Source organism: Chryseobacterium kimseyorum (assembly GCF_025971945.1).
Classification (GTDB): domain Bacteria; phylum Bacteroidota; class Bacteroidia; order Flavobacteriales; family Weeksellaceae; genus Chryseobacterium; species Chryseobacterium kimseyorum.
The window spans coordinates 1-19,881 of the sequence record NZ_JAPDHW010000008.1 but is presented as its reverse complement, the minus strand read 5'-3'; the positions used below and the strand labels follow the sequence as shown (position 1 = coordinate 19,881).

Here is a 19,881-nt window from a genome sequence, read left to right as displayed (position 1 = left end):
GGTGCTCCGGTAGGGGCTGAGATTATACCCGATGAACCTGGAACAGGTAATGCTGTTTAGGGAAACATTCATTATAATTGATGAATGATAGTAGATAAAAGATTGAATGATAAATCAATTATCGATTATCAATTATAAATAATCGCCCCTTTTATTCCATTAAATTTTTAAAATTTATAAGAATGAAAGGATTTATTTTTTTAGGACTTACCGCAAGTTCTTTAAGTTTTGCACAGACGCAGAATGCAGATTCTCTGAAAGTCAGAGAAATCGAAGCGGTTAACTTTACCAAAAGGTTGCCGGTTGCCAAAGAAATCATTAATGTACAGAAAGATTTAGACGGCAGAAATCTGGGACAGGATTTACCTATTCTCTTAAAAAATCAAACTTCAATTATCTCAACTTCCGATGCAGGAAATGGTGTTGGTTACACGGGATTCAGAATTCGTGGGGTTGCCGGACGAGGAATCAATGTGATGATGAACGGCGTTCCTTTCAATGATTCTGAAAGTCAGGGAACTTTTTTTGTGAATGTTCCGGATTTGACGAGTTCAGCATCGCAGATTGTCATTCAGAGAGGAGTGGGTACTTCTAATAATGGAGTTTCAGCTTTCGGGGCGAGTATCAATGTAATTTCTAAAGAACCTGAAGAGAAGTTTTATTTTAAAACAGATGACAGCTACGGTTCTTTTAATACGTACAAATATTCTGCTGAGGTAGGATCCGGAAAGTTCTGGAAGGATCGCCTTTCTGTAATGGGAAGATATTCACATATTCATTCTGATGGTTTTATTGATCGCGCTTCATCAGATCTTAATTCGTATAATTTCACTGCTTTGTTTGAAGAAGGAATGACAAAACTCCGTCTGATGGCATTTGGTGGTAAAGAAAAAACCTATCAGGCGTGGAATGGAGTAGACCGAAAAACATGGGAAACCAACCCAAGATATAATTTTTCCGGAGCAATTTATGATGCGAACTGGGAAAACATCGTCGGGTTTTATGATAATGAAACTGACAATTACCGTCAAAATCATTACCAATTACTCTGGGAACAGGGTTTAAATGAAAACTGGAGTCTCGAAACCACACTTCACTACACAAAAGGCCGTGGTTACTACGAAAACTATAAGCAGGGTGACCCTTTTGCAAGGTATAATCTTCCCGATATTAATGGCGAAGAATATTCAGATTTCATCAGAAAAAAATGGCTGAATAATGATTTTTATGGCGTAGTTTCCACATTATACGGGAAATTTGAAAATTTGGATTTAAATTTTGGAGTGGTCGGAAACCAATACTACGGAAGACATTACGGTAATGTTACGGATGTTTTTAATCCTCAGATTCAGCAATATGAATATTACCGAAACCGTTCGGTGAAGAATGAAGTGGCAGGTTTTGCCAAAGCTTTGGTAACGGTAAATGATTTCGAATTCTTCGGAGATCTTCAACTGAGAAATATAGATTACGACACGAAAATTCTTCAGGAAGGAGATTTTGAAGGTGCAAATCTCAATAAAAACTGGATGTTCTTCAATCCTAAAGCAGGAGTTAACTATAGAATTGGTGGCGGAAAAGTATTTGTTTCCTATGCCCACGCTCAGCGCGAGCCGAACCGTGATGATTTAATTTCAGATAACGATGTGAAATCTGAAAAACTCCACGATTTTGAAGCAGGTTTTGAAAAGAGTTTCGGAAAAGTAGCTTTTACAGCCAATCTCTATTATATGTATTATCTGAATCAGTTGGTTTTAAACGGACAGATCAGCAATATCGGGGAATTTATCAGAACTAATTCCGGTAAAAGTTACAGACGGGGGATTGAAGTGGGTGCTCTGGCAAAAGTTTCAAAACAGTTTGAAATTTCTGGAAACGTAAGTGCCAGCCAAAATCAGAATTTAGATTTCAGAATTGAGGATGAAACAGGAGTTCAGAATCTGGGGGACACAAAAATATCTTTTTCACCCAATTTGATTGCCAATTTAACCCTGAAATACAGCCCGGTAAAGAATTTCCAGTTTATTCTGACCAATCAGTATGTGGGGAAACAGTATTTAGACAATACCCAGACACAGGATCTGCAGCTTAAAGATTATCTGCTTACCGATTTCAACGCGCAGTATGATTTTAAGATCAACAGACAGGAAGTGGCTCTAAAGCTTTTAGTCAACAATATTCTGGATCAGAAATACGTCAACAATGGCTACGTTTACAACGGTCCGGTGTACTTTTCTCAGGCAGGAACGAACTTTATGTTCGGGATCAGCTGGAAAATTCAGTAATCACCATAGAACATCATTTCATATCATTATATTTCAGTAAAGTTCAGATTAAATTTTTGAAGACTGCTTCGGCAGTCTTTTTTGTTTAAACTAATACCAGAAAGCTGTTGCGACAGATCTCACAGATTTTCACAAATTAAACGGTTGAGTTATAAAAAATTTTAAAATTATTTGAAAAAAATCTGTGTTGATCTATGTAATCCAAGGGAAGCCAATTTCATAATATATGATACAAACAAATCTCTGAAAAAGTCACGAAAAAGTTATAAATTTGCGACCAAATGAATATTTCAGCTTACATTTTAGACTATTTGAAACAGTTTGGAACGGTCACCGTTCCGAAGTTTGGTGTATTTTCTCTGGAAAATTCTAAAGCAGTTCTCAACTCAGAAAACGGAAGTATCCTTCCGCCTTCCACAAAAATCGCGTTTCATTCTGATTATCAGGTTTTATCTGATGATTTGATTGTGTTTATCAGCGATCAGAAAACGATTTCGAAAGAGGCTGCAGAAAATGAATTGCAGATTCAGACTGATTTCTGGAAGAAAAAACTTCAGGCAGAGCAGGTATTGGAGATCCAGAATCTGGGAACTATTTTCATCGAAGACGGGCAGCTTCATTTTAAAGGAAACCGTTTAGAATCTGATCATCCCGATTTTTATGGTTTGGAAGAAATTCACTTTTCGGATATCAATAAAGGTGAGACTTTTGAAACGCCTAAAAATACTGAGAAAGATTACAAATTCAATAAGTCAGTCCTTTGGATTTTCCTGTTCATCGTTCCCGTTTTAGGGATGCTGTATTTAGCATACACGCAGCAGGAACTAATCTTCGGTAAAAAATCTTTTGATGATGTTTCGGTTCAGACCAAAACGAAAAGGATTGAAAAGAAAGCTCCTGTAAAAATAGATTCGGCACAGATTAAAATAGCAGATTCTATAAAGGCTTTTAAAATGGATTCTCTTAAAAAAGATTCAGTTAAACAGGCTGCAAAAACGTGGAAACCCAGCTCCAAAAAAAGAAAATCAAGATGGCAAAAATAAAAAAAGCGTCAGAATCACTGACGATTATGACGAATATCGTACTTCCCAATGATACCAATCAGTTGAGAAATCTTTTCGGAGGCGAACTGTTGGCGAGAATGGATCGTTGTGCGTCTATCTCTGCAACAAGACATTGCGAAAGAAGAGTCGTGACAGCGTCTGTAAACCACGTTTCGTTCGACCATCCAATTCCTGAAGGGGGAATTGTTGTCATGGAATCTAAAGTTTCGCGTGCATTCTCAACATCCATGGAAATTTATGTAGATGTTTGGTTGGATGATCCGATTAATCATAAAAAAATTCAGACCAATAAAGGAATTTATACTTTCGTAGCGGTAGATGAATTCAACAGGCCAATACCAATTCCAGACATGGAGCCGGAAACGGAAGTTGAAATAGAAAGATACGCCGCGGCGCTGAGAAGAAAGGAGCTTTCTCTTATTCTTTCAGGAAGAATGAAACCTTCTGAATCAATAGAACTTAAAAAATTGTTCCAAGAGCCTTCTTAAACACAAATTACACAAATGATTTGCACAAATTTCACTAATTTATTATGCTGTTAGTGAAGAAATAATGATATTAGTGTTTAAAAAAACACAGATATGGAAATCGGTATTTCTGAAAACGATATATCAAAAATCGTTTACGAGTCAGGTTATTTGGTGCATAAAACTTTAGGTCCCGGACTTTTAGAAAGTGCATATGAGGAATGTATGTTTTACGAGTTGAAAAAGACCGGACTATTTGTTGAAAAACAAAAACCCATGCCGCTGATTTATAATGAAATTAAATTAGATGTAGGTTATAGATTAGATTTTTTGATTGAACGTAAATTTGTTTTAGAAATAAAATCTGTAGAGGCATTAAATGACATTCACCTAGCTCAAATTCTTACATATCTTCGTTTAAGTAATTGTAAATTAGGGTTTTTAATAAACTTCAATACTCTTCAATTCAAAAGCGGAGTTAAAAGAATAATCAACGGAACATTATAATTAGTGTTATTCGTGAAAATATTAGTGTAATTAGTGTTTACAAAAAAGCGAAGTTATAATAATAATCAACGGAATATTATAATGAGTGTTATTCGTGAAAAATATTAGTGCAATTAGTGTATAAAAATATGCGAATCCTTCTATTAGATAAAAACCACCCACTGATCACTGAACAGCTTTTGGCTGCGAATTTTGTTTTGGAAGAAGATTTCACTTCTCCTTACGATGAGGTTTGCCGTAAGATAGAAAATTATGATGGCGTAATTATCAGAAGCAGAATTCCTTTAGATCAAAACTTTTTAGAGAAAGCAAAGAATCTGAAATTTATCGCCAGAGTAGGGGCGGGTATGGAAAATATTGATATTGCCGTCGCTGAAAAGCTGGGAATTCAGTTAATTAATTCTCCCGAAGGAAACAGAGATTCTGTTGCCGAACATGTTGTGGGAATGCTTTTAATCTTAATGAACCGACTTTTCATTGCCTCCAACGAAGTGAAAAACGGGATTTGGCTACGTGAAGAAAACCGTGGTGACGAATTGCTGGGAAAAACTGTAGGCCTGATCGGTTATGGAAACATGGGAAAAGCAACTGCCAAAAGACTTTCGGGGTTTGGCTGTAAAGTGATCTTTCATGATATTCTTCCCAATCTCTCAGATGAATTTGCAACGCAGGTTCCTTTGGAAGAATTAAAAAAAAGAGCCGCGGTTTTAAGCCTGCATATTCCCCTGACAGATTCAACAAATTATCTAGTGGACGCTCAGTTTATTTCTGAGATGAAAAATGATTTCTATTTTGTAAACACTGCAAGAGGGAAAAATGTAGAAACGAGTAGTTTGATTAAATCTTTACAATCAGGAAAGGTGAAAGGTGCCTGTCTGGATGTATTAGAATATGAAAAAGCTTCATTTGAAAATCTTGAGACAGAAAATGAAGATTTACAGTATCTTCTGAATTCAGAGAAAGTTATTGTAACTCCGCACATCGCTGGCTGGACGCATCAGAGCAAGGAAAAACTGGCGCAGGTGATTGTAGATAAGATTTTGGCTGAATTTTTTAATTAATTCTTAAGTAATTCTTCCTTTTGTGATTGCAAACAGGTTTAATGTCTTTTGTGAAAATCATTCCCCGTTCGGTACTATAGTTCTTAGTTTTGAACTAATTTTATTTTGATATGATTTTAAGAGTATTGTTTTTATTTTGTTTTTCTATTTTACATAGTCAAAGCTTTACTGCTGATATAGAAGTAAGGTATAATCTGGATTATAAATTAGACCCAAGTTCACCAGTTCCAAGAAATGAAGAATTCGCATTATTTTTGAAAGACAGTGAAAGCTTATTCTTGTCCCAAAAGGTAATAAATTTAGATTCTCTTCCTTCTGGTAATTCAGGAAATCCGAACAAAGAACTCATAACTTTAGCAGGTAACAGAACTTATTTTGGAGAGAAAATTCATACAAGTAAAAATCAAGTCACTACATTTTATTTTAATGAAGGCGTAACCTTATTTTTTAGCGAAGATGAGAGTGCTGAGTGGATATTAGAGAAAGAGGAAAAACAAATTGGTCAATTAAAGTGTCAAATTGCATCGGCTAAAATGTATGGGAGATCTTGGAAAGCATGTTATTCAACAGAATACCCTTTTCAATTTGGACCCTATAAATTTCATGGTCTGCCCGGTCTCATCATTGACTTGGTTGATTCAGAAAACATATATCATTATTCCTTGATTGAATTAAAAAAATCGGGTAAAGTTGTTTCTAAGCCAGAGAAGAACCTTGTCAGGACATCAAGACAAAAATATTTCCAACTTGTCAATGATTTAAAATATGGAGGGACTCTTTTTGATAAAATTAATTTTGTTGACAAAACTGAAATTCTAAAGATTTCTAAGAATAGAAAAGATCGTAGTAAGAAAGAAAGTAATTTTCCGATTGATAAAGATATGCGTTATATTTTTGAGTGAAATAGATTGAAAAACTTTGAATTGTGTTCCTTAGCAAGGTCAAATGTTTGTAAAGGAAGTTTGAAACTTTCAGAGTTTGAATAACTAATATTAGTGCTTTAACAGCAGACGTTTATTACCCGCTTCGCAAAGTCTCTCGACTTTGAGCATTACCATTTTCTTACAGATGATTAGCAGGGAACGTAGAAATTTCATTTTATTAACATCTCCACAACCGCTCCATCACGAAACAATAATTCGCCGAAGTCAATCACAGATACGAGAACTACTGAAAATAAGCTCGAAAAATTATGGCAATTCTACAATCCAAATCCTTTGCTTCACATCGCTGGCTGGACGCATCAGAGCAAGGAAAAACTGGCGCAGGTGATTGTAGATAAGATTTTGGCTGGTTTTCAGAGCTAATTTTTTTAATAAATTATTACTTGAAATTACTGTAATAGTAGATTTACGTGTATCGGTGCGACATTTTACTTTTCAGAATTTTTTTGAAAGCCTTTGTAAAGTGTTGAAATATAATAAATTGTACTTGATTGCCTCTTCGAAGTGGTTGATTGTCTCTTCGAACTGGTTGATCGGCTCTTCGAACTGCTTGATAACCTCTTCGAAGTGATTGATTGTCTCTTTGAACTGATTGATTGTCTCTTCGTAATGGTTGATTGTTTTAACGAAGCAGTTGAATGGGTCAACAGAATACTTGAATTCTATTACTGAATGATTGATGATTGCTTTGTAAAGGTTGAAGCATCCTTAATAATTCTTTTTGTATTCTTTAATGTTATATTTTACACTCTGGTCAAGCCCTGAATCGAATAGCGGCGCTTACGATTATGTTAAATAATTCATAATTTACATCAGTCATTCAAGATTCATATTGAGTTTTATTAAATTGCCACTCATTTTTGAAACTCATGAAGAAGCTTACCTTTGTACTCGCTGCAACCCTATTTTTATTCCTTTTTTCCTGTAAAAACAAATCCGAAAACAAAGAATCTCTTACCGAGAATACTACCAATCTTCCGAATTACGGAAATGTAGATTTGGGAAAAGTATTTTCTCCGGAAGATGCTGTTCTTTCAAATAAAAATTTTATTGTCAGCTATATCGATCAGTATTATAAAAAAATATGGGAAGGAAGTGATCTCAGCGGAGGAATTTTAGTTGCAAAAGGCAACGATATTCTTTTTGAAAACTACAGAGGGTTTGCCAGAGAAGGTAACCAGAGTCCTATTAATAAAAACACGTCTTTGCACGTTGCTTCGGTTTCTAAAACTTTGACGGCAATGGCTATGCTGAAATTGGTGGAAGCAGGGAAAATAAAGTTATCCGATCATTTGACACAATTTTTTCCGGGATTTCCTTATCCCAACGTTACGGTTCAGACTTTATTAGACCAGAGAAGCGGACTTCCGAAATACGAATATTTCATCACCAAAATTCAACCTGTACCGGCAGAACTTTCTAAAAAATATATTACCAATCAGGATGTTCTGAATATGATCATCAAATACAAACCTGACCTGGCGAGAGATACTGATACCGGTTTTATGTATTGCAATACTAACTTTGCGCTGTTGGCCCTGCTGATTGAGAAAGTAACAAAAACACCTTTTCCTCAGGCAATGCAGGAAATGGTTTTTACGCCTTTAAAAATGACAAACAGTTATATTTTTCAGGAGAAAGATATTCCTACGGCATCTCAGTCTTTTTACTATGGTGGGAACAGACTATATCCATTAGACCGTTTAGATTTGATTTATGGGGATAAAAATGTGTACACTACACCAAGAGATTTATTCACTTTTTCGAAAGCGATGTTTTCAAAAGATTTTTTGAAACCTGAATTGAAAGAAATGATTTTTGCGCCATACAGCAACGAAAAGGCAGGACAAAATAATTACGGTTTAGGATTCAGAATGAAAATTTTTGATAACGGTGAAAAGCTGACGTATCACAACGGATGGTGGCACGGTACCAACTCTGTGTTTGCGCATCTTTTGAAATCTAAAGTAACTATCGTTGCCATTGGAAACAAATATTCGGGGAAGGTGTACTCGGCACTGGCGCTTTCAGGGTTGTTTGAAGATTTTCCGCCTCAGAAAGACAAACTGCATCACATTATGAATGATAATCAGGACACTTTGAAAACAGGTACTGAGGTTTTTGGAGAATAATGTTTATTTTTGCTCAAATATATTCATGAAAAGAATTCTTCTCTTACTGATTGTCAGTTTTCTTGTACATTCCTGTGCGAGAGTAGGTGCGCCGGTTGGTGGCCCGAAAGATACTCTGGCGCCGAAGTTTTTAAGCTCAAACATTGATACCACCAGAGTCAATGTAAGAAGAGATATTAAAGAATTGAGAATAGATTTCGACGAGTATATTACACTGAAGGATATTAATAAAAACCTGAATATCTCTCCGCCAATCGCGAATATAACGAGAATTCTTCCTTCAAATATTGCCAATAAATTTCTGATTATTCAGTGGTCAGATACCCTTCAGGCAAATACGACATACAACTTTAATTTTGGGAATTCGATTTCTGATAACAGCGAGTCGAATATTTTAAGATACTTTAATTTTGCTTTTTCTACAGGTGAAAAACTGGATGATCTCTACATAAGTGGTGAAGTGAAAGATGCGTTCACCATTACAAAACAGTCAACCAGCGAAAACAAAATGGTTGTCGGTCTATATCAGTTGAAAGATACGATTGACTATAAAAAGAAACCTTACTACATTACAAAGGTTGATGATGATGGATATTATGAACTGAATTATCTGGCTCCCGGTAAATTTAAAATCATAGCATTTGATGACGATAATGGAAATTCTGTGTACGATCCCGGAAAGGAAAAGATAGGTTTCCAGAAAGATACGGTGGTTATTGAAAAGTCAATTTCAGGATTAAATTTAAAACTATACCCTTCTAAAAAACCATATAAGAAGCCTGAATTAAAGGAAACTCCCGGTGGAATACTGATGACTTTTGAAGGTAATCCTAAAGAGGTAAAAGTAGTTTCGAAAAATGAAAAACTTCAGGATTTTAAAGTGACACATACACCACAGTCAGACACTCTAAGAATTTGGTTTGATGCAGTGAAGAGTAATTTGGGGCAGACGGTGACTGAAAATGTAAAGCTTGCTTACGAGGTTGATGGTAAGAAAGATTCGACATCTGTTTTTTATAAATACAACACAAAAAATGTGATGGATATCAACAGTGACAACGGTGGAAGCTTACTGCCACCGAGAACTGATTGTAAAATTGTTTCTAATTATATTGTCGATAAAATAAATCCGGAAAAATGGGTTTTAAAAAGCGACAGTCTCACAACGCACAATTTTACAGCAAAGATTTCAGAAACGAATCCTTATCAGATCTTGGTAAGTTCAGATTTTATTTCCGGAAAAAAATATCAGTTAACAATTCCTAAAGAAACTATTTCTTCCTTCTACACAAAAAATAGTCAGTCAAAAAGATTTGATTTTGAAGCAGACAAAATAGAAAACTACGGAAATTTAACCTTTAAAATTACTAATGCACCCACTGCAAAATACTGGATTCAGTTGTTGGATACTTCCGAAAAAGCGGTTTATCAGCAGTATACCAGTGGAAGTGACGTGAAGTTCGCGGTTGTGAAACCCGGTGAATATATCGTGAGGATCTTGGTAGATACCAATGATAATAAACGATGGGATGAAGCTGATTTTGTCAACGGAACTTTTGCAGAAGATTCTTACCTCTACTACAAAATGGTTGTGGCGAGACCGCTTTGGGAAACCAGAGAAGATTGGGATCTTAATGATAAAAGAGTATTTGAAGGAATTAAGGCTCCAAAACCTAAGCAGGAAGATGAGACCAAAACAGATTCCGGTCTATTGAATAACACGAACGGCAATAATTTAAATGGTAACACCCAACTAAATAATTCACAAAGACAGCTGACTCGATAATGAAAACGTTCAAAAAAATAGTTTTCTGGGTTTTTGTTTCTTTTGCAATTATTCAGTTCGTTCCCATTGATACCACAAATAAACCGGTCAGTAAATCTGAAAATTTTATTGACGTCAAAAAATCACCGCCAAAGGTCGCAGAACTGTTAAGAAATGCCTGTTACGACTGTCATTCCAACGAAACGGTTTATCCCAAATATGCTTATATAGCCCCGTTTTCATGGTCTGTAAAAGATCACGTCAATGAGGGCAGAGAACATCTCAACTTTTCTGTTTGGCAGTCTTACAATAAGGAGTTAAAAGAAAGTATGCTGAAAAAAGCACTTCAGACTTTACAAAATAAAACGATGCCATTACCTGCATATATAGTGTATCATGATAAGGCGAATCTGTCTGATGCCGAAAGAACTATTTTGGCTCAGTATTTTGAGGAGATACTTAAAACAAAGTCTTATTAAGCTAATCATAAAAACTCCCACATCTTTTCAAATGTGGGAGTTTTTTTTATTTAAATTTTTCTAAGTATTCTTTGAAAAATATTTTCTGAGAGTCAAATGCAAGATCATCAATTTTGATTTCGCTTAAAGGAATCCAGTGCGTCTCTGAGATTTCCGACAGTGCTAAACTGACTTCAAATTTTTCTGAAACAGTGTACTCGTAGAACAGATCGATGGTGTTATAGTCAATTTCTTTGTACTGATAAACATTGGGCAGGCTTGTGAGATACTGTAGATTTTCAATGTCTATTTCTAATTGAAGTTCTTCAAAAAGTTCTCTCCTGCAGGTGTTTTCTGCACTTTCTTTTGGGTCTACAAAGCCTCCTGCTAAATCGAGTTTTCCTTTTTTAGGTTCTTGGTTTCTCTTGGTAAGATATACTTCATCACCACAGCGAATGACCACAGCCACAGCGCCGGCAACGTTGTTGTAAAGGTTAAAATTGCAATTGGGACAGCTCCATTTTTTTTCGCCGTCCCAATTCAATGATTCTTTGCCACAGTTTGGGCAAAATTTCAGTATTTTCATTAAATAGTCTTAGTCTTATTTCTCGGATGGAAGCTAAGGATCACATCACGAAGTTCTTCAGTTTTAAGATGGGTGTACACCTGAGTGGTAGTAATGCTCGAATGCCCCAACATCTCCTGTATAAATCGTAGATCCGCACCATTCTGCATAAGATGGGTAGCAAATGAATGTCTGAAAGTGTGAGGCGAAATTTTCTTGCTGACGCCTGCTTTATCGGTAAGTTCCTTAATAATAAGAAACACGATTACTCTAGACATTGAAGTTCCTCTGCTGTTTAGGAACAGAGTGTCCTCATGCTTTTTGTTGATCTTGATTTTAGATCGTACTTCCTGAATATAAGACTGAAGCAGATCTGCAGTGTAATGAGCCAATGGCACAAAACGGGTCTTATTTCCTTTTCCTACAACTTTAATATAATTTTCTTTAAAATTGATATTCGAAATTTTAACATCAATCAGTTCAGAAACACGAAGACCGCATCCATAAAGCACTTCGATAATGCTGTGATTTCTCTGTCCTAAATCTGAGCTTAAATCTATTGCATCAATAATTTTATTGATATCAGAAAGGCTTAAGGTGTCAGGAAGATAAAGTCCTAATTTAGGGCCTTCCAATAGTGCTGAAGGATTGTCTTCACGAATCTCATCTTCTAAAAGGAATCTGAAGAACGCTTTGATGGAAGAAATCCATCTTGCCTGTGATCTTTCGCTGAATTTCTGTTTAGAAAGCTTGAAGATATACTCCTGCAGATTGTTGTAAGAAATAATATCAGGACCTGTGTTCTCAAGGTCTTCTTCTGCGTATTCTTTTAGTTTTTTGATGTCCCGAACGTAGGCATCGAGGGTGTTTTCTGAGAAATTTCTTTCGAATCTAAGAAAAATTTCAAAATCTTTAATTTTTTCATCCCAAGTCATTGTGTTGTGTTTTTTTTAATTATAATTCATTCTCTAAAACCTGTACTATTTCAATGTGATGGCTTTTTAAAAATGATATTCCTTCATCATCGGAGTAAGCATTGATATATACGAGCTTTTTTATACCGGCCTGTAGTATTAGCTTGCTGCAGTCTTTACAGGGGGAGAGCGTAAGGTAAAGTGTTGCTCCCACTGCTGACTGTGTAGAGCCGGCCAGTTTCAAAATCGCATTTGCTTCTGCGTGTAGGACGTACCAGTGTGTTTTACCGTTCTCGTCTTCACAGCAGTTCTCAGATCCCGAAGGGGTACCATTGTAACCATCTGAAATAATCATCCTGTCTTTTACAACAAGAGCTCCTACCTGTTTCCTTTCACAGTAGGAAAGTTTTGCCCATTCAAGAGCCATTTTTAGATAAGCTTTGTCAAACTTATTAATCTTCTGCATCAACTTTTTTTTTCGAAATAATTGTGATGTAATGATATTTAGAAGCTGGGCTTTCTTTTTTCAAGAAAAGCTGAAACTCCTTCTTTTTTATCTTCCATTTCAAAAAGCTCTCCGAAATATTTAATTTCGGTTTCAAAACCTTTATTTGTGTCAGACAGGTTAGTTGCATTTATTGCTTTAGAAATTGCCATTGGAGAATTGCGGGCTATTGTACTTGCCAGCTCTTTTGTTTTATTCAACAACTCCTCAATGGGGTAAACTTCATTTACCAAACCAATTTCCTTCGCTTTTTGTGCAGAAATCATTTTAGCCGAGAAAATCAACTCATTGGCGATTCCTTTTCCTACCAATTTAGGAAGTCTTTGCGTACCTCCGTATCCTGGGATCAATCCTAAAGTTACCTCAGGTAGTCCCAGTTTTGCATTTTCAGATGTATATCTTATGTGGCATGCCATTGCCAGTTCTAATCCTCCGCCCAAAGCGAAACCATTTACTGCAGCTATGACTGGCTTAGACAGATTTTCAATTTTATTAAAAAGAATGGTTTGCCCGTTTCTTGCCAACTCCTCCGCTTTTTCCTGGTTAAAGTCGCTGAATTCTTTAATATCAGCACCAGCTACAAAAGATTTTTCTCCACTTCCTGTCAATATAATGACCCTGATTTTATTGTCAGACGCTAACTCATCTAACGCAGAACTGATTTCATTTATTGTCTGTGCATTCAGTGCATTGAGACTTTCAGGTCTGTTGATGGTAACTATAGCAGTCTTATCTTCAGTGTCTATAATTATATTGTGGTAGCTCATCGTCTATCTATATCTTTAATAACCTGCAAATTAAAAATTTTTTCGCATAAAAAAGGGAAAAAAATACTTTTTTTCCCTTTTTTCTTTATTTATAATAGTTTATTTTGAATGATTCATCATATTTGAGTCAATATTAATGTGTAAACCTGAAGCTACCTTCATGCCCAATTCTATGTTTGCTCTGAAGAAATGGCAGAGCTGACGGTTGATAATTTCATCTCTTTTAGGGCCATCAATGCCACTCATATTGTCGATGATATTTTTAACCAAACGGTCTCTGTCTTCCTGATTCATTGCTTTTGTATACAATAATCCAGGCTGGGTATAATGATCGTCATCGTTTTCATTTCGATTGTAATTGGCAACTTTATTACTGTCTAATTCATATTCGAAATTTTTGTACGATGAATCTGGCTGAATATCGTCAAAACTGTTAGGGTGATAATTTGGCTTGTCCTGATATTCGCTGGAGTCTGCCATAAATCCATCTCTCTGATAATTGTTTACTGCAAAAGGACATCTGTTCACTTCAAGTTGGTGCGCATTTACTCCCACTCTGTATCTGTGAGCATCTGGATAGGAGAATAATCTTCCCTGCAGCATTTTGTCTGGTGAAAAACTGATACCGTTGATTAAATTGCTGGGAGAGAAAGTTGACTGTTCAACGTGTGCAAAATAGTTCACAGGAATTTCATTCAGTTCCATTTCTCCCACTTCAATAAGAGGAAAATCTCCCTGGAACCAAACTTTAGTAATATCAAAAGGATTCCATCTGAATTCTTTTGCCTGCTCTTCAGTCATTACCTGAATGTACATCGTCCATTTAGGGAAATCTCCGTTTTCGATAGCATTGCAAAGATCTTCCTGAGCAAAATCTGGATTTTCTCCCGCCATTTTAGTAGCTTCTTCGTTGCTGAAGTTCTTAATTCCCTGTTTTGTTTTAAAATGAAACTTCACCCAGGTTCTCTGATTGTTTTCATTAATCATCGAGAAGGTGTGTGATCCAAAACCGTGCATATGTCTGTAACCGTGAGGTGTTCCCCTGTCCGACATTAAGATAAGTACCTGATGAAGTGATTCTGGATTGAGGCTCCAAAAATCCCACATCATGGTTGCACTTTTTAAGTTGGTTTTGGGAACTCTTTTTTGAGTATGAATAAAATCCGGAAACTTTTTTGCGTCTTTAATAAAGAATACAGGTGTGTTGTTACCTACTAAATCCCAATTCCCGTCTTCGGTATAGAATTTTAAAGCAAATCCACGTGGATCTCTAGCGGTATCTGCACTTCCTTTTTCACCACCTACTGTAGAAAAACGCGCAAACATTCTGCATGAATTTCCAACTTTAGAAAACAGCTTAGCTTTCGTATACTGTGAAATGTCGTGAGTGATGGTTAGTTTTCCGTAAGCACCTGTTCCTTTCGCATGAACGATTCTTTCAGGAATTCTTTCTCTTACAAAATGAGCCAGATTTTCCTGTAGAATAAAGTCCTGTAATAGAACAGGACCTCTCGCACCAACGGTTTGAGAATCCTGATGCTCAAAGTACGGAGCACCGCTGCTTGAGGTTAATTTTTTAGAATCCATAGAGTTATAATTTGATTTATTTTTCAGTTTTCAAGAGCAATTTGCAGCTTAACAATTATCAAATTTAGTAGAAATTTTTTATTGGTTGTGCTAAAAACGTCATATCTTTGTCATAGATAATATTAATCAAATGAACATTCAGCAATTGGAATATCTTATCGCCGTAGATAAGTATAAACATTTTGGTAAAGCTGCTCAGGCTTGTTTTATAACCCAGCCGACATTAAGTGCAATGATACAGAAATTTGAAGATGAGCTGGATGTAAAGGTTTTCGACAGAACTACACACCCGATCCGTACTACAGATGTAGGGCTACAGATTATCGATCAGGCAAAAGTTATTATCGAAGCTGTTAATGAGCTTAAAAACAAAGCCAATTTACTGAATAATATTCTGGGCGGAACCATTAATTTGGGAATTATTCCGACTGTATCATCGTTTATTTTGCCAACGGAAATTTTTCATTTTCTAGAAGATAATCCTAAAATTCTGATGAACGTAAAGGAGATGACCACCGATAATATTATCAAAGCTCTGAAAGCTGGAGAACTGGATGCGGGAATTATTTCAACTCCGTACGATAATGCGAATGAGTTTTATCAGGATTTCTTGTTCAACGAAGAGCTGATGATTTACAGCTCCGATACTGAGGCCAATAAGAAAAATACTTTTATTGTTCCGGACGAATTAAATGTTGAAAAAGTGTGGCTTTTGGAAGAAGGAAACTGTCTGAGAAATCAATTTGAAAACATTTGTCATTTAAAGGAAAACAGATTAAAACCTAAAAATCTTGATTTCTTAGCTTCAAATATTCAGACTTTGGTCCACATGGTAGATAAAGTAGGTGGAATCAGCATCTTACCTGAATTAGCCTTGAATCAGCTGTCAGAAGAACAGAAAAACAAAGTATTCAGATTCAAAAAGCCGTTTCCATACAGAGAAATCAGCATTATCTATTACAAGCCGACTTTCAAACAGAAAATCATCGACGAGCTGGGGGCTTTCATCAAAAATTCACTGACAACGAAACTGAATTTCAATGAAAATCCTAAAGATTATGTGAGCATCAAGCCGCAATAATTGATATAAATCATTAATTTCAAGAAAATTATAAATACCACGCAAAAGTTTTGAGTATTAAGAAAATAGTACTTAAATTTGCCAACGTTATTAACGAGGAAAAATTTGACCTGATTGCAACCTCTCTAAAAAAATGCTAAAACAGTATATTCTTTTTAGCTTTTTCTGGGCAATTATTCATTTTTTTCTTCTTCATTTAATTTTAAAAATACAAGAATAATATGTCTTATTTATTTACGTCTGAATCAGTTTCAGAAGGGCATCCAGATAAAATTGCCGACCAAATTTCCGATGCATTAATCGACAACTTTTTAGCATACGACAAAACATCAAAAGTAGCTTGTGAAACTTTGGTGACTACAGGTCAGGTTGTTTTGGCTGGTGAGGTGAAATCTGATGCTTATCTTGATGTACAGACTATCGCAAGAGAAGTAATCAACGGAATTGGTTATACGAAAGGTGAATATATGTTCAATGGTGATTCTTGCGGTGTAATTTCTGCAATTCACGAGCAATCTCCGGACATTAATCAAGGGGTAGACAGAGCGGTAAATGATGAGTCTTTTGAAGCTAAAGCAAATGCACAGGGTGCAGGAGATCAGGGGATGATGTTCGGTTATGCAACCAATGAAACATCTAATTATATGCCTCTGGCTTTAGATTTGGCACATACAATTCTTAAAGAACTTTCTGCAATCAGAAGAGAAGATTCTGAAATCAAATATCTTCGTCCTGATGCTAAATCTCAGGTAACCATTGAGTATTCTGACGATCACAAACCGGTAAGAATTGATTCTATCGTAGTTTCTACTCAGCACGATGACTTTGCTGCTGAAGAAGAAATGTTGAACAAAATCAGAGAAGACATCAAAAATATTTTGATTCCTAGAGTTGTGGCTTTGCAGACTGAAGAAATCAAAGCTTTATTTAATGACCAGATTAAGTATCACATCAATCCTACAGGAAAATTTGTTATCGGAGGTCCTCACGGAGATACAGGTTTGACAGGAAGAAAAATTATCGTAGATACCTATGGTGGAAAAGGTGCTCACGGTGGTGGTGCATTCTCAGGAAAAGATCCTTCTAAAGTAGACAGAAGTGCTGCTTATGCTACAAGACACATCGCTAAGAACTTAGTAGCTGCAGGTGTTGCTGATGAGGTTTTGGTACAGGTATCTTATGCTATTGGTGTAGCTGAGCCTTGTGGTTTGTACATCAATACTTACGGAACTTCTAAAGTTGGTTTAAATGATGGTGAAATCGCTAAGAAGGTTTCTACAATTTTCGATTTGAGACCTTACGCAATTGAGCAAAATTTGAAGTTGAGAAATCCTATCTATCAGGAAACAGCTTCTTATGGTCACATGGGAAGAGAGCATTTTGTTGCGGATAAAACTTTCAACAAGGGTCACAAAAATGAATTAACTCTTACAGGTTTAGAATTCTTTACCTGGGAGAAATTAGACAAAGTAGAAGAAATTAAATCCACTTTTGGAATTTAATCTTTTCTTTTAGATATTTAAACTGCTTTATCTTCATAAGATAAAGCAGTTTTTTTTAAATTTACGTTTTAAATAAAATAGAATGAAGAACTTTCGTTGGGTAGCAGCAATTGTATGTATATGTTTTCTAAGTGCTTTTTCAAAAGCTCAGGTAACCATACATAAAATGGTGAATGTGGGATATGTTTACCAGAATCAAAGCTTTGGTGAAGTAGGGGGGAAGTTACTGTTTCTGAAGACCGATGATGTAATTTACAGATTGGGTGCTTCTGCATTGATGGGTACTGCCAATTCAGAATTTGCAATTATGCCTAAAGTGAACGCTGATATTTTATTGAATTTTGAAAAGAATGTAGATTTTAAGCATTCTTATTATTTTCTGGCAGGCGTTGAAGGAACAAATAAATATGTTGCTCCGAAAATTGGCGTTTCGTTATTTGGACTGTTAGATCTGACTGGAGGATATGCTTTTTCAATTGCAGATGAAAGATTAAATGGAAAAGAACTGAAAGGTTTAAATGTTAATTTCACACTAAATATTCCAACAGCGTTCCTACATGATATGTTTAAGTAGATTTTTTTACATAATTCTTCGAAATATTTAATAATTAGTTAACAGTTATTAAAATTTTATTTATATTTACAACATAATTTAATGCTTATTGAGAAGACTTTACTTTAAAACAACTTTGTAACAGGCAACAAACCAGTCAGAATGACGGGAGACAGCTTGTCTACGGGTATATACTGAGAAGAAAAGTCATGAAATCAACAGATAGCCTATTAATATCTCTTTATCAGAAAGGAGACGAAGAAGCATTATCAACTCTTATACACCGTCATCAGAAAGACCTCTTTTCGTTCATTCTTTATAAGGTAAATGACGAAGATTTGGCCAACGATGTTTTCCAGGATACTTTCATTAAAATTATTGTTATGCTTAAAGAAGGGCGTTACAACGAGGAAGGGAAGTTCATTCTCTGGGCAAAAAGAATTGCACAAAACTTGATTATCGATCATTTCAGAGCCAAATCAAAAAATGTCAAAGTTTCAGAGACTACTTTTGATAATGATGAGTTTTCGATTTTTGATCTAATAAGAGAGCCTTCAGAAAATATTGAGGATCAATTAGTCAGTATGCAGATTCAGGAAGATTTGCTCAGAATGTTGCAATGCCTGCCTGAGAATCAGCAGGAGGTGATAAAACTCAGGTTTTTCGACGGATTAAGTTTTAAAGAGATCGCTGATCACACAGATATGAGTATTAATACGACTTTGGGACGTGTTCGTTATGCTCTGATTAACTTAAGAAAAATCATGGAAGAAAATAATATTATCTTAACGAGATAATAATTCACAATTTCTCACGTTTTAAAGAAAAAACATTTTTTGCCTATGAAAAATAACGATTCTTTAAAAATGAAAAGTTTGAAACCAAAAAAACAAACCATTGATTTTTTGCTAAGTTTCTCAAAAAGTCTTGACGTGGTAAAGATTAAAAACAATCATTATCACCTTTCAAAAAATTAATCATTAATTTTGTGCTGTATGAAAATTCAGCACATTTTTTTTGACCTTGACAATACGCTTTGGGATCACCGTAAAAACGCGTATCTCACTATTCAGGATCTTTTCAACAGTGAAGAAATTACCTTAAAACACAGTATTGATTTTGAAGAATTTCATTCTGTATATCACGAGATCAATGAAAGACTTTGGGAACAGATAAGAGATGGTGAAATCGATAAAGAGTATCTGAGAAAACATCGGTTTTATGATACCTTCAATCATTTCGGCATTGATGATTTGAAATTGTCTATGTATTTTGAAGAACATTTTTTAGATAAGATTCTCAATTACAATCATCTGGTGGAAAGTGCTGATGTCATCTTGGAATATTTAAAAGCGAAAAATTATACCCTTCACATAATCTCCAACGGTTTTCAGGAAGTAACTGAAAGAAAATGTATTCTCTCGGGAATTGATCATTATTTTCAAAGCATCACAAGTGCTGATTCTGTCGGAGTTCGAAAACCAAATCCAGAGATTTTTGAGTATTCTTTAGGAATTGCTAAAGCAAAAAAAGAGGATTCAATTCTGGTAGGCGACGATTGGATTGCAGATATTATCGGATCGCAACAGTTTGGGATAGACTGCATTTTCTTTGATGTTTTAAATGAAAATCCACAGCAGGAAAATTTAAAAGTGATTAAACATCTTTTACAGATAAAAGAATATTTATAAAAGAATAACAAATAGTTTCGGCGGCACCAAAGG

Annotated in this window: 19 protein-coding genes; 14 read left to right on the top strand and 5 right to left on the bottom strand. The window is 35.4% G+C overall.

Annotated features, from left to right (window positions below):
* Positions 1 to 182: 182 nt before the first annotated feature.
* From OMO38_RS12215 to OMO38_RS12175, 9 genes are all read left to right on the top strand, one after another.
* Entirely contained in the window at positions 183 to 2,285 is a 2,103-nt protein-coding gene (locus OMO38_RS12215; RefSeq protein WP_264750458.1) for a TonB-dependent receptor, read from the top strand.
* A gap of 281 nt (positions 2,286 to 2,566) precedes the next feature.
* Positions 2,567 to 3,328, top strand: a complete 762-nt coding sequence (locus OMO38_RS12210) for an HU domain-containing protein (protein ID WP_264750457.1) — start codon at positions 2,567 to 2,569, stop codon at positions 3,326 to 3,328.
* The gene (locus OMO38_RS12205; RefSeq protein ID WP_264750456.1) at positions 3,316 to 3,837 is read left to right on the top strand and encodes an acyl-CoA thioesterase; all 522 of its coding nucleotides are present in this window, start codon (positions 3,316 to 3,318) and stop codon (positions 3,835 to 3,837) included. The genes OMO38_RS12210 and OMO38_RS12205 overlap by 13 nt, the downstream gene beginning before the upstream one ends.
* 93 nt (positions 3,838 to 3,930) lie before the next feature.
* A complete protein-coding gene (locus OMO38_RS12200) occupies positions 3,931 to 4,323 on the top strand; it encodes a GxxExxY protein (RefSeq protein WP_264750455.1) in 393 nt (130 codons plus the stop codon).
* Positions 4,324 to 4,451: 128 nt separating this feature from the next.
* A complete protein-coding gene (locus tag OMO38_RS12195; RefSeq protein ID WP_264750454.1) occupies positions 4,452 to 5,384 on the top strand; it encodes a 2-hydroxyacid dehydrogenase in 933 nt (310 codons plus the stop codon).
* Positions 5,385 to 5,494: 110 nt separating this feature from the next.
* Positions 5,495 to 6,286, top strand: a complete 792-nt coding sequence (locus tag OMO38_RS12190) for a GLPGLI family protein (RefSeq protein ID WP_264750453.1) — start codon at positions 5,495 to 5,497, stop codon at positions 6,284 to 6,286.
* A 911-nt stretch (positions 6,287 to 7,197) separates the two neighbouring features.
* Entirely contained in the window at positions 7,198 to 8,460 is a 1,263-nt protein-coding gene (locus OMO38_RS12185; RefSeq protein WP_264750452.1) for a serine hydrolase domain-containing protein, read from the top strand.
* A 25-nt stretch (positions 8,461 to 8,485) separates the two neighbouring features.
* Complete coding sequence (locus OMO38_RS12180; RefSeq protein ID WP_264750451.1) at positions 8,486 to 10,246, top strand: Ig-like domain-containing domain; 1,761 nt, start codon at positions 8,486 to 8,488, stop codon at positions 10,244 to 10,246.
* Positions 10,246 to 10,704, top strand: coding sequence for a heme-binding domain-containing protein (locus tag OMO38_RS12175; RefSeq protein WP_264750450.1), 459 nt, complete (start codon positions 10,246 to 10,248; stop codon positions 10,702 to 10,704). The genes OMO38_RS12180 and OMO38_RS12175 overlap by 1 nt, the downstream gene beginning before the upstream one ends.
* Before the next feature lie 46 nt (positions 10,705 to 10,750).
* Here OMO38_RS12175 and OMO38_RS12170 read toward each other — a convergent pair whose 3' ends face one another.
* From OMO38_RS12170 to OMO38_RS12150, 5 genes are all read right to left on the bottom strand, one after another.
* Positions 10,751 to 11,269 (bottom strand): NUDIX hydrolase, encoded by a 519-nt coding sequence (locus OMO38_RS12170; protein WP_264750449.1) that lies wholly within the window; start codon positions 11,267 to 11,269, stop codon positions 10,751 to 10,753.
* Positions 11,269 to 12,183: a site-specific tyrosine recombinase XerD gene (gene xerD / locus OMO38_RS12165; RefSeq protein ID WP_264750448.1), complete on the bottom strand. Its 915-nt coding sequence runs from the start codon at positions 12,181 to 12,183 to the stop codon at positions 11,269 to 11,271. The genes OMO38_RS12170 and xerD overlap by 1 nt, the downstream gene beginning before the upstream one ends.
* Before the next feature lie 19 nt (positions 12,184 to 12,202).
* Complete coding sequence (locus tag OMO38_RS12160) at positions 12,203 to 12,628, bottom strand: deoxycytidylate deaminase (protein WP_264750447.1); 426 nt, start codon at positions 12,626 to 12,628, stop codon at positions 12,203 to 12,205.
* A 38-nt stretch (positions 12,629 to 12,666) separates the two neighbouring features.
* A complete protein-coding gene (locus tag OMO38_RS12155) occupies positions 12,667 to 13,434 on the bottom strand; it encodes an enoyl-CoA hydratase/isomerase family protein (RefSeq protein WP_264750446.1) in 768 nt (255 codons plus the stop codon).
* 99 nt (positions 13,435 to 13,533) lie between these two features.
* A complete protein-coding gene (locus OMO38_RS12150; RefSeq protein WP_264750445.1) occupies positions 13,534 to 15,021 on the bottom strand; it encodes a catalase in 1,488 nt (495 codons plus the stop codon).
* Positions 15,022 to 15,151: 130 nt separating this feature from the next.
* Here OMO38_RS12150 and OMO38_RS12145 point away from each other — a divergent pair, with 130 nt between their 5' ends.
* From OMO38_RS12145 to OMO38_RS12125, 5 genes are all read left to right on the top strand, one after another.
* Positions 15,152 to 16,102 carry a hydrogen peroxide-inducible genes activator gene (locus tag OMO38_RS12145; RefSeq protein WP_264750444.1) on the top strand — a complete coding sequence of 317 codons (951 nt, stop codon included), beginning with the start codon at positions 15,152 to 15,154 and terminating at the stop codon, positions 16,100 to 16,102.
* 221 nt (positions 16,103 to 16,323) lie between these two features.
* Entirely contained in the window at positions 16,324 to 17,604 is a 1,281-nt protein-coding gene (gene metK / locus OMO38_RS12140) for a methionine adenosyltransferase (RefSeq protein WP_264750443.1), read from the top strand.
* An 82-nt stretch (positions 17,605 to 17,686) separates the two neighbouring features.
* Positions 17,687 to 18,178 carry a hypothetical protein gene (locus OMO38_RS12135; RefSeq protein WP_264750442.1) on the top strand — a complete coding sequence of 164 codons (492 nt, stop codon included), beginning with the start codon at positions 17,687 to 17,689 and terminating at the stop codon, positions 18,176 to 18,178.
* Between the two features lie 188 nt (positions 18,179 to 18,366).
* Positions 18,367 to 18,954 carry an RNA polymerase sigma factor gene (locus tag OMO38_RS12130; RefSeq protein WP_264750441.1) on the top strand — a complete coding sequence of 196 codons (588 nt, stop codon included), beginning with the start codon at positions 18,367 to 18,369 and terminating at the stop codon, positions 18,952 to 18,954.
* A gap of 198 nt (positions 18,955 to 19,152) precedes the next feature.
* Positions 19,153 to 19,848: a YjjG family noncanonical pyrimidine nucleotidase gene (locus tag OMO38_RS12125; protein ID WP_264750440.1), complete on the top strand. Its 696-nt coding sequence runs from the start codon at positions 19,153 to 19,155 to the stop codon at positions 19,846 to 19,848.
* The last annotated feature ends 33 nt before the right edge of the window (positions 19,849 to 19,881 follow it).

What these genes read in the sequence shown, in the direction of transcription:
- OMO38_RS12160 (WP_264750447.1), bottom strand. Translation starts at nt 12,628, where the DNA reads ATGCAGAAGATTAATAAGTTTGACAAAGCTTATCTAAAAATGGCTCTT.
- OMO38_RS12215 (WP_264750458.1), top strand. Translation starts at nt 183, where the DNA reads ATGAAAGGATTTATTTTTTTAGGACTTACCGCAAGTTCTTTAAGTTTT.
- OMO38_RS12185 (WP_264750452.1), top strand. Translation starts at nt 7,198, where the DNA reads ATGAAGAAGCTTACCTTTGTACTCGCTGCAACCCTATTTTTATTCCTT.
- xerD (WP_264750448.1), bottom strand. Translation starts at nt 12,183, where the DNA reads ATGACTTGGGATGAAAAAATTAAAGATTTTGAAATTTTTCTTAGATTC.
- OMO38_RS12145 (WP_264750444.1), top strand. Translation starts at nt 15,152, where the DNA reads ATGAACATTCAGCAATTGGAATATCTTATCGCCGTAGATAAGTATAAA.
- OMO38_RS12210 (WP_264750457.1), top strand. Translation starts at nt 2,567, where the DNA reads ATGAATATTTCAGCTTACATTTTAGACTATTTGAAACAGTTTGGAACG.
- OMO38_RS12195 (WP_264750454.1), top strand. Translation starts at nt 4,452, where the DNA reads ATGCGAATCCTTCTATTAGATAAAAACCACCCACTGATCACTGAACAG.
- OMO38_RS12175 (WP_264750450.1), top strand. Translation starts at nt 10,246, where the DNA reads ATGAAAACGTTCAAAAAAATAGTTTTCTGGGTTTTTGTTTCTTTTGCA.
- OMO38_RS12190 (WP_264750453.1), top strand. Translation starts at nt 5,495, where the DNA reads ATGATTTTAAGAGTATTGTTTTTATTTTGTTTTTCTATTTTACATAGT.
- OMO38_RS12155 (WP_264750446.1), bottom strand. Translation starts at nt 13,434, where the DNA reads ATGAGCTACCACAATATAATTATAGACACTGAAGATAAGACTGCTATA.
- OMO38_RS12135 (WP_264750442.1), top strand. Translation starts at nt 17,687, where the DNA reads ATGAAGAACTTTCGTTGGGTAGCAGCAATTGTATGTATATGTTTTCTA.
- OMO38_RS12170 (WP_264750449.1), bottom strand. Translation starts at nt 11,269, where the DNA reads ATGAAAATACTGAAATTTTGCCCAAACTGTGGCAAAGAATCATTGAAT.
- OMO38_RS12130 (WP_264750441.1), top strand. Translation starts at nt 18,367, where the DNA reads ATGAAATCAACAGATAGCCTATTAATATCTCTTTATCAGAAAGGAGAC.
- OMO38_RS12200 (WP_264750455.1), top strand. Translation starts at nt 3,931, where the DNA reads ATGGAAATCGGTATTTCTGAAAACGATATATCAAAAATCGTTTACGAG.
- metK (WP_264750443.1), top strand. Translation starts at nt 16,324, where the DNA reads ATGTCTTATTTATTTACGTCTGAATCAGTTTCAGAAGGGCATCCAGAT.
- OMO38_RS12150 (WP_264750445.1), bottom strand. Translation starts at nt 15,021, where the DNA reads ATGGATTCTAAAAAATTAACCTCAAGCAGCGGTGCTCCGTACTTTGAG.
- OMO38_RS12180 (WP_264750451.1), top strand. Translation starts at nt 8,486, where the DNA reads ATGAAAAGAATTCTTCTCTTACTGATTGTCAGTTTTCTTGTACATTCC.
- OMO38_RS12205 (WP_264750456.1), top strand. Translation starts at nt 3,316, where the DNA reads ATGGCAAAAATAAAAAAAGCGTCAGAATCACTGACGATTATGACGAAT.
- OMO38_RS12125 (WP_264750440.1), top strand. Translation starts at nt 19,153, where the DNA reads ATGAAAATTCAGCACATTTTTTTTGACCTTGACAATACGCTTTGGGAT.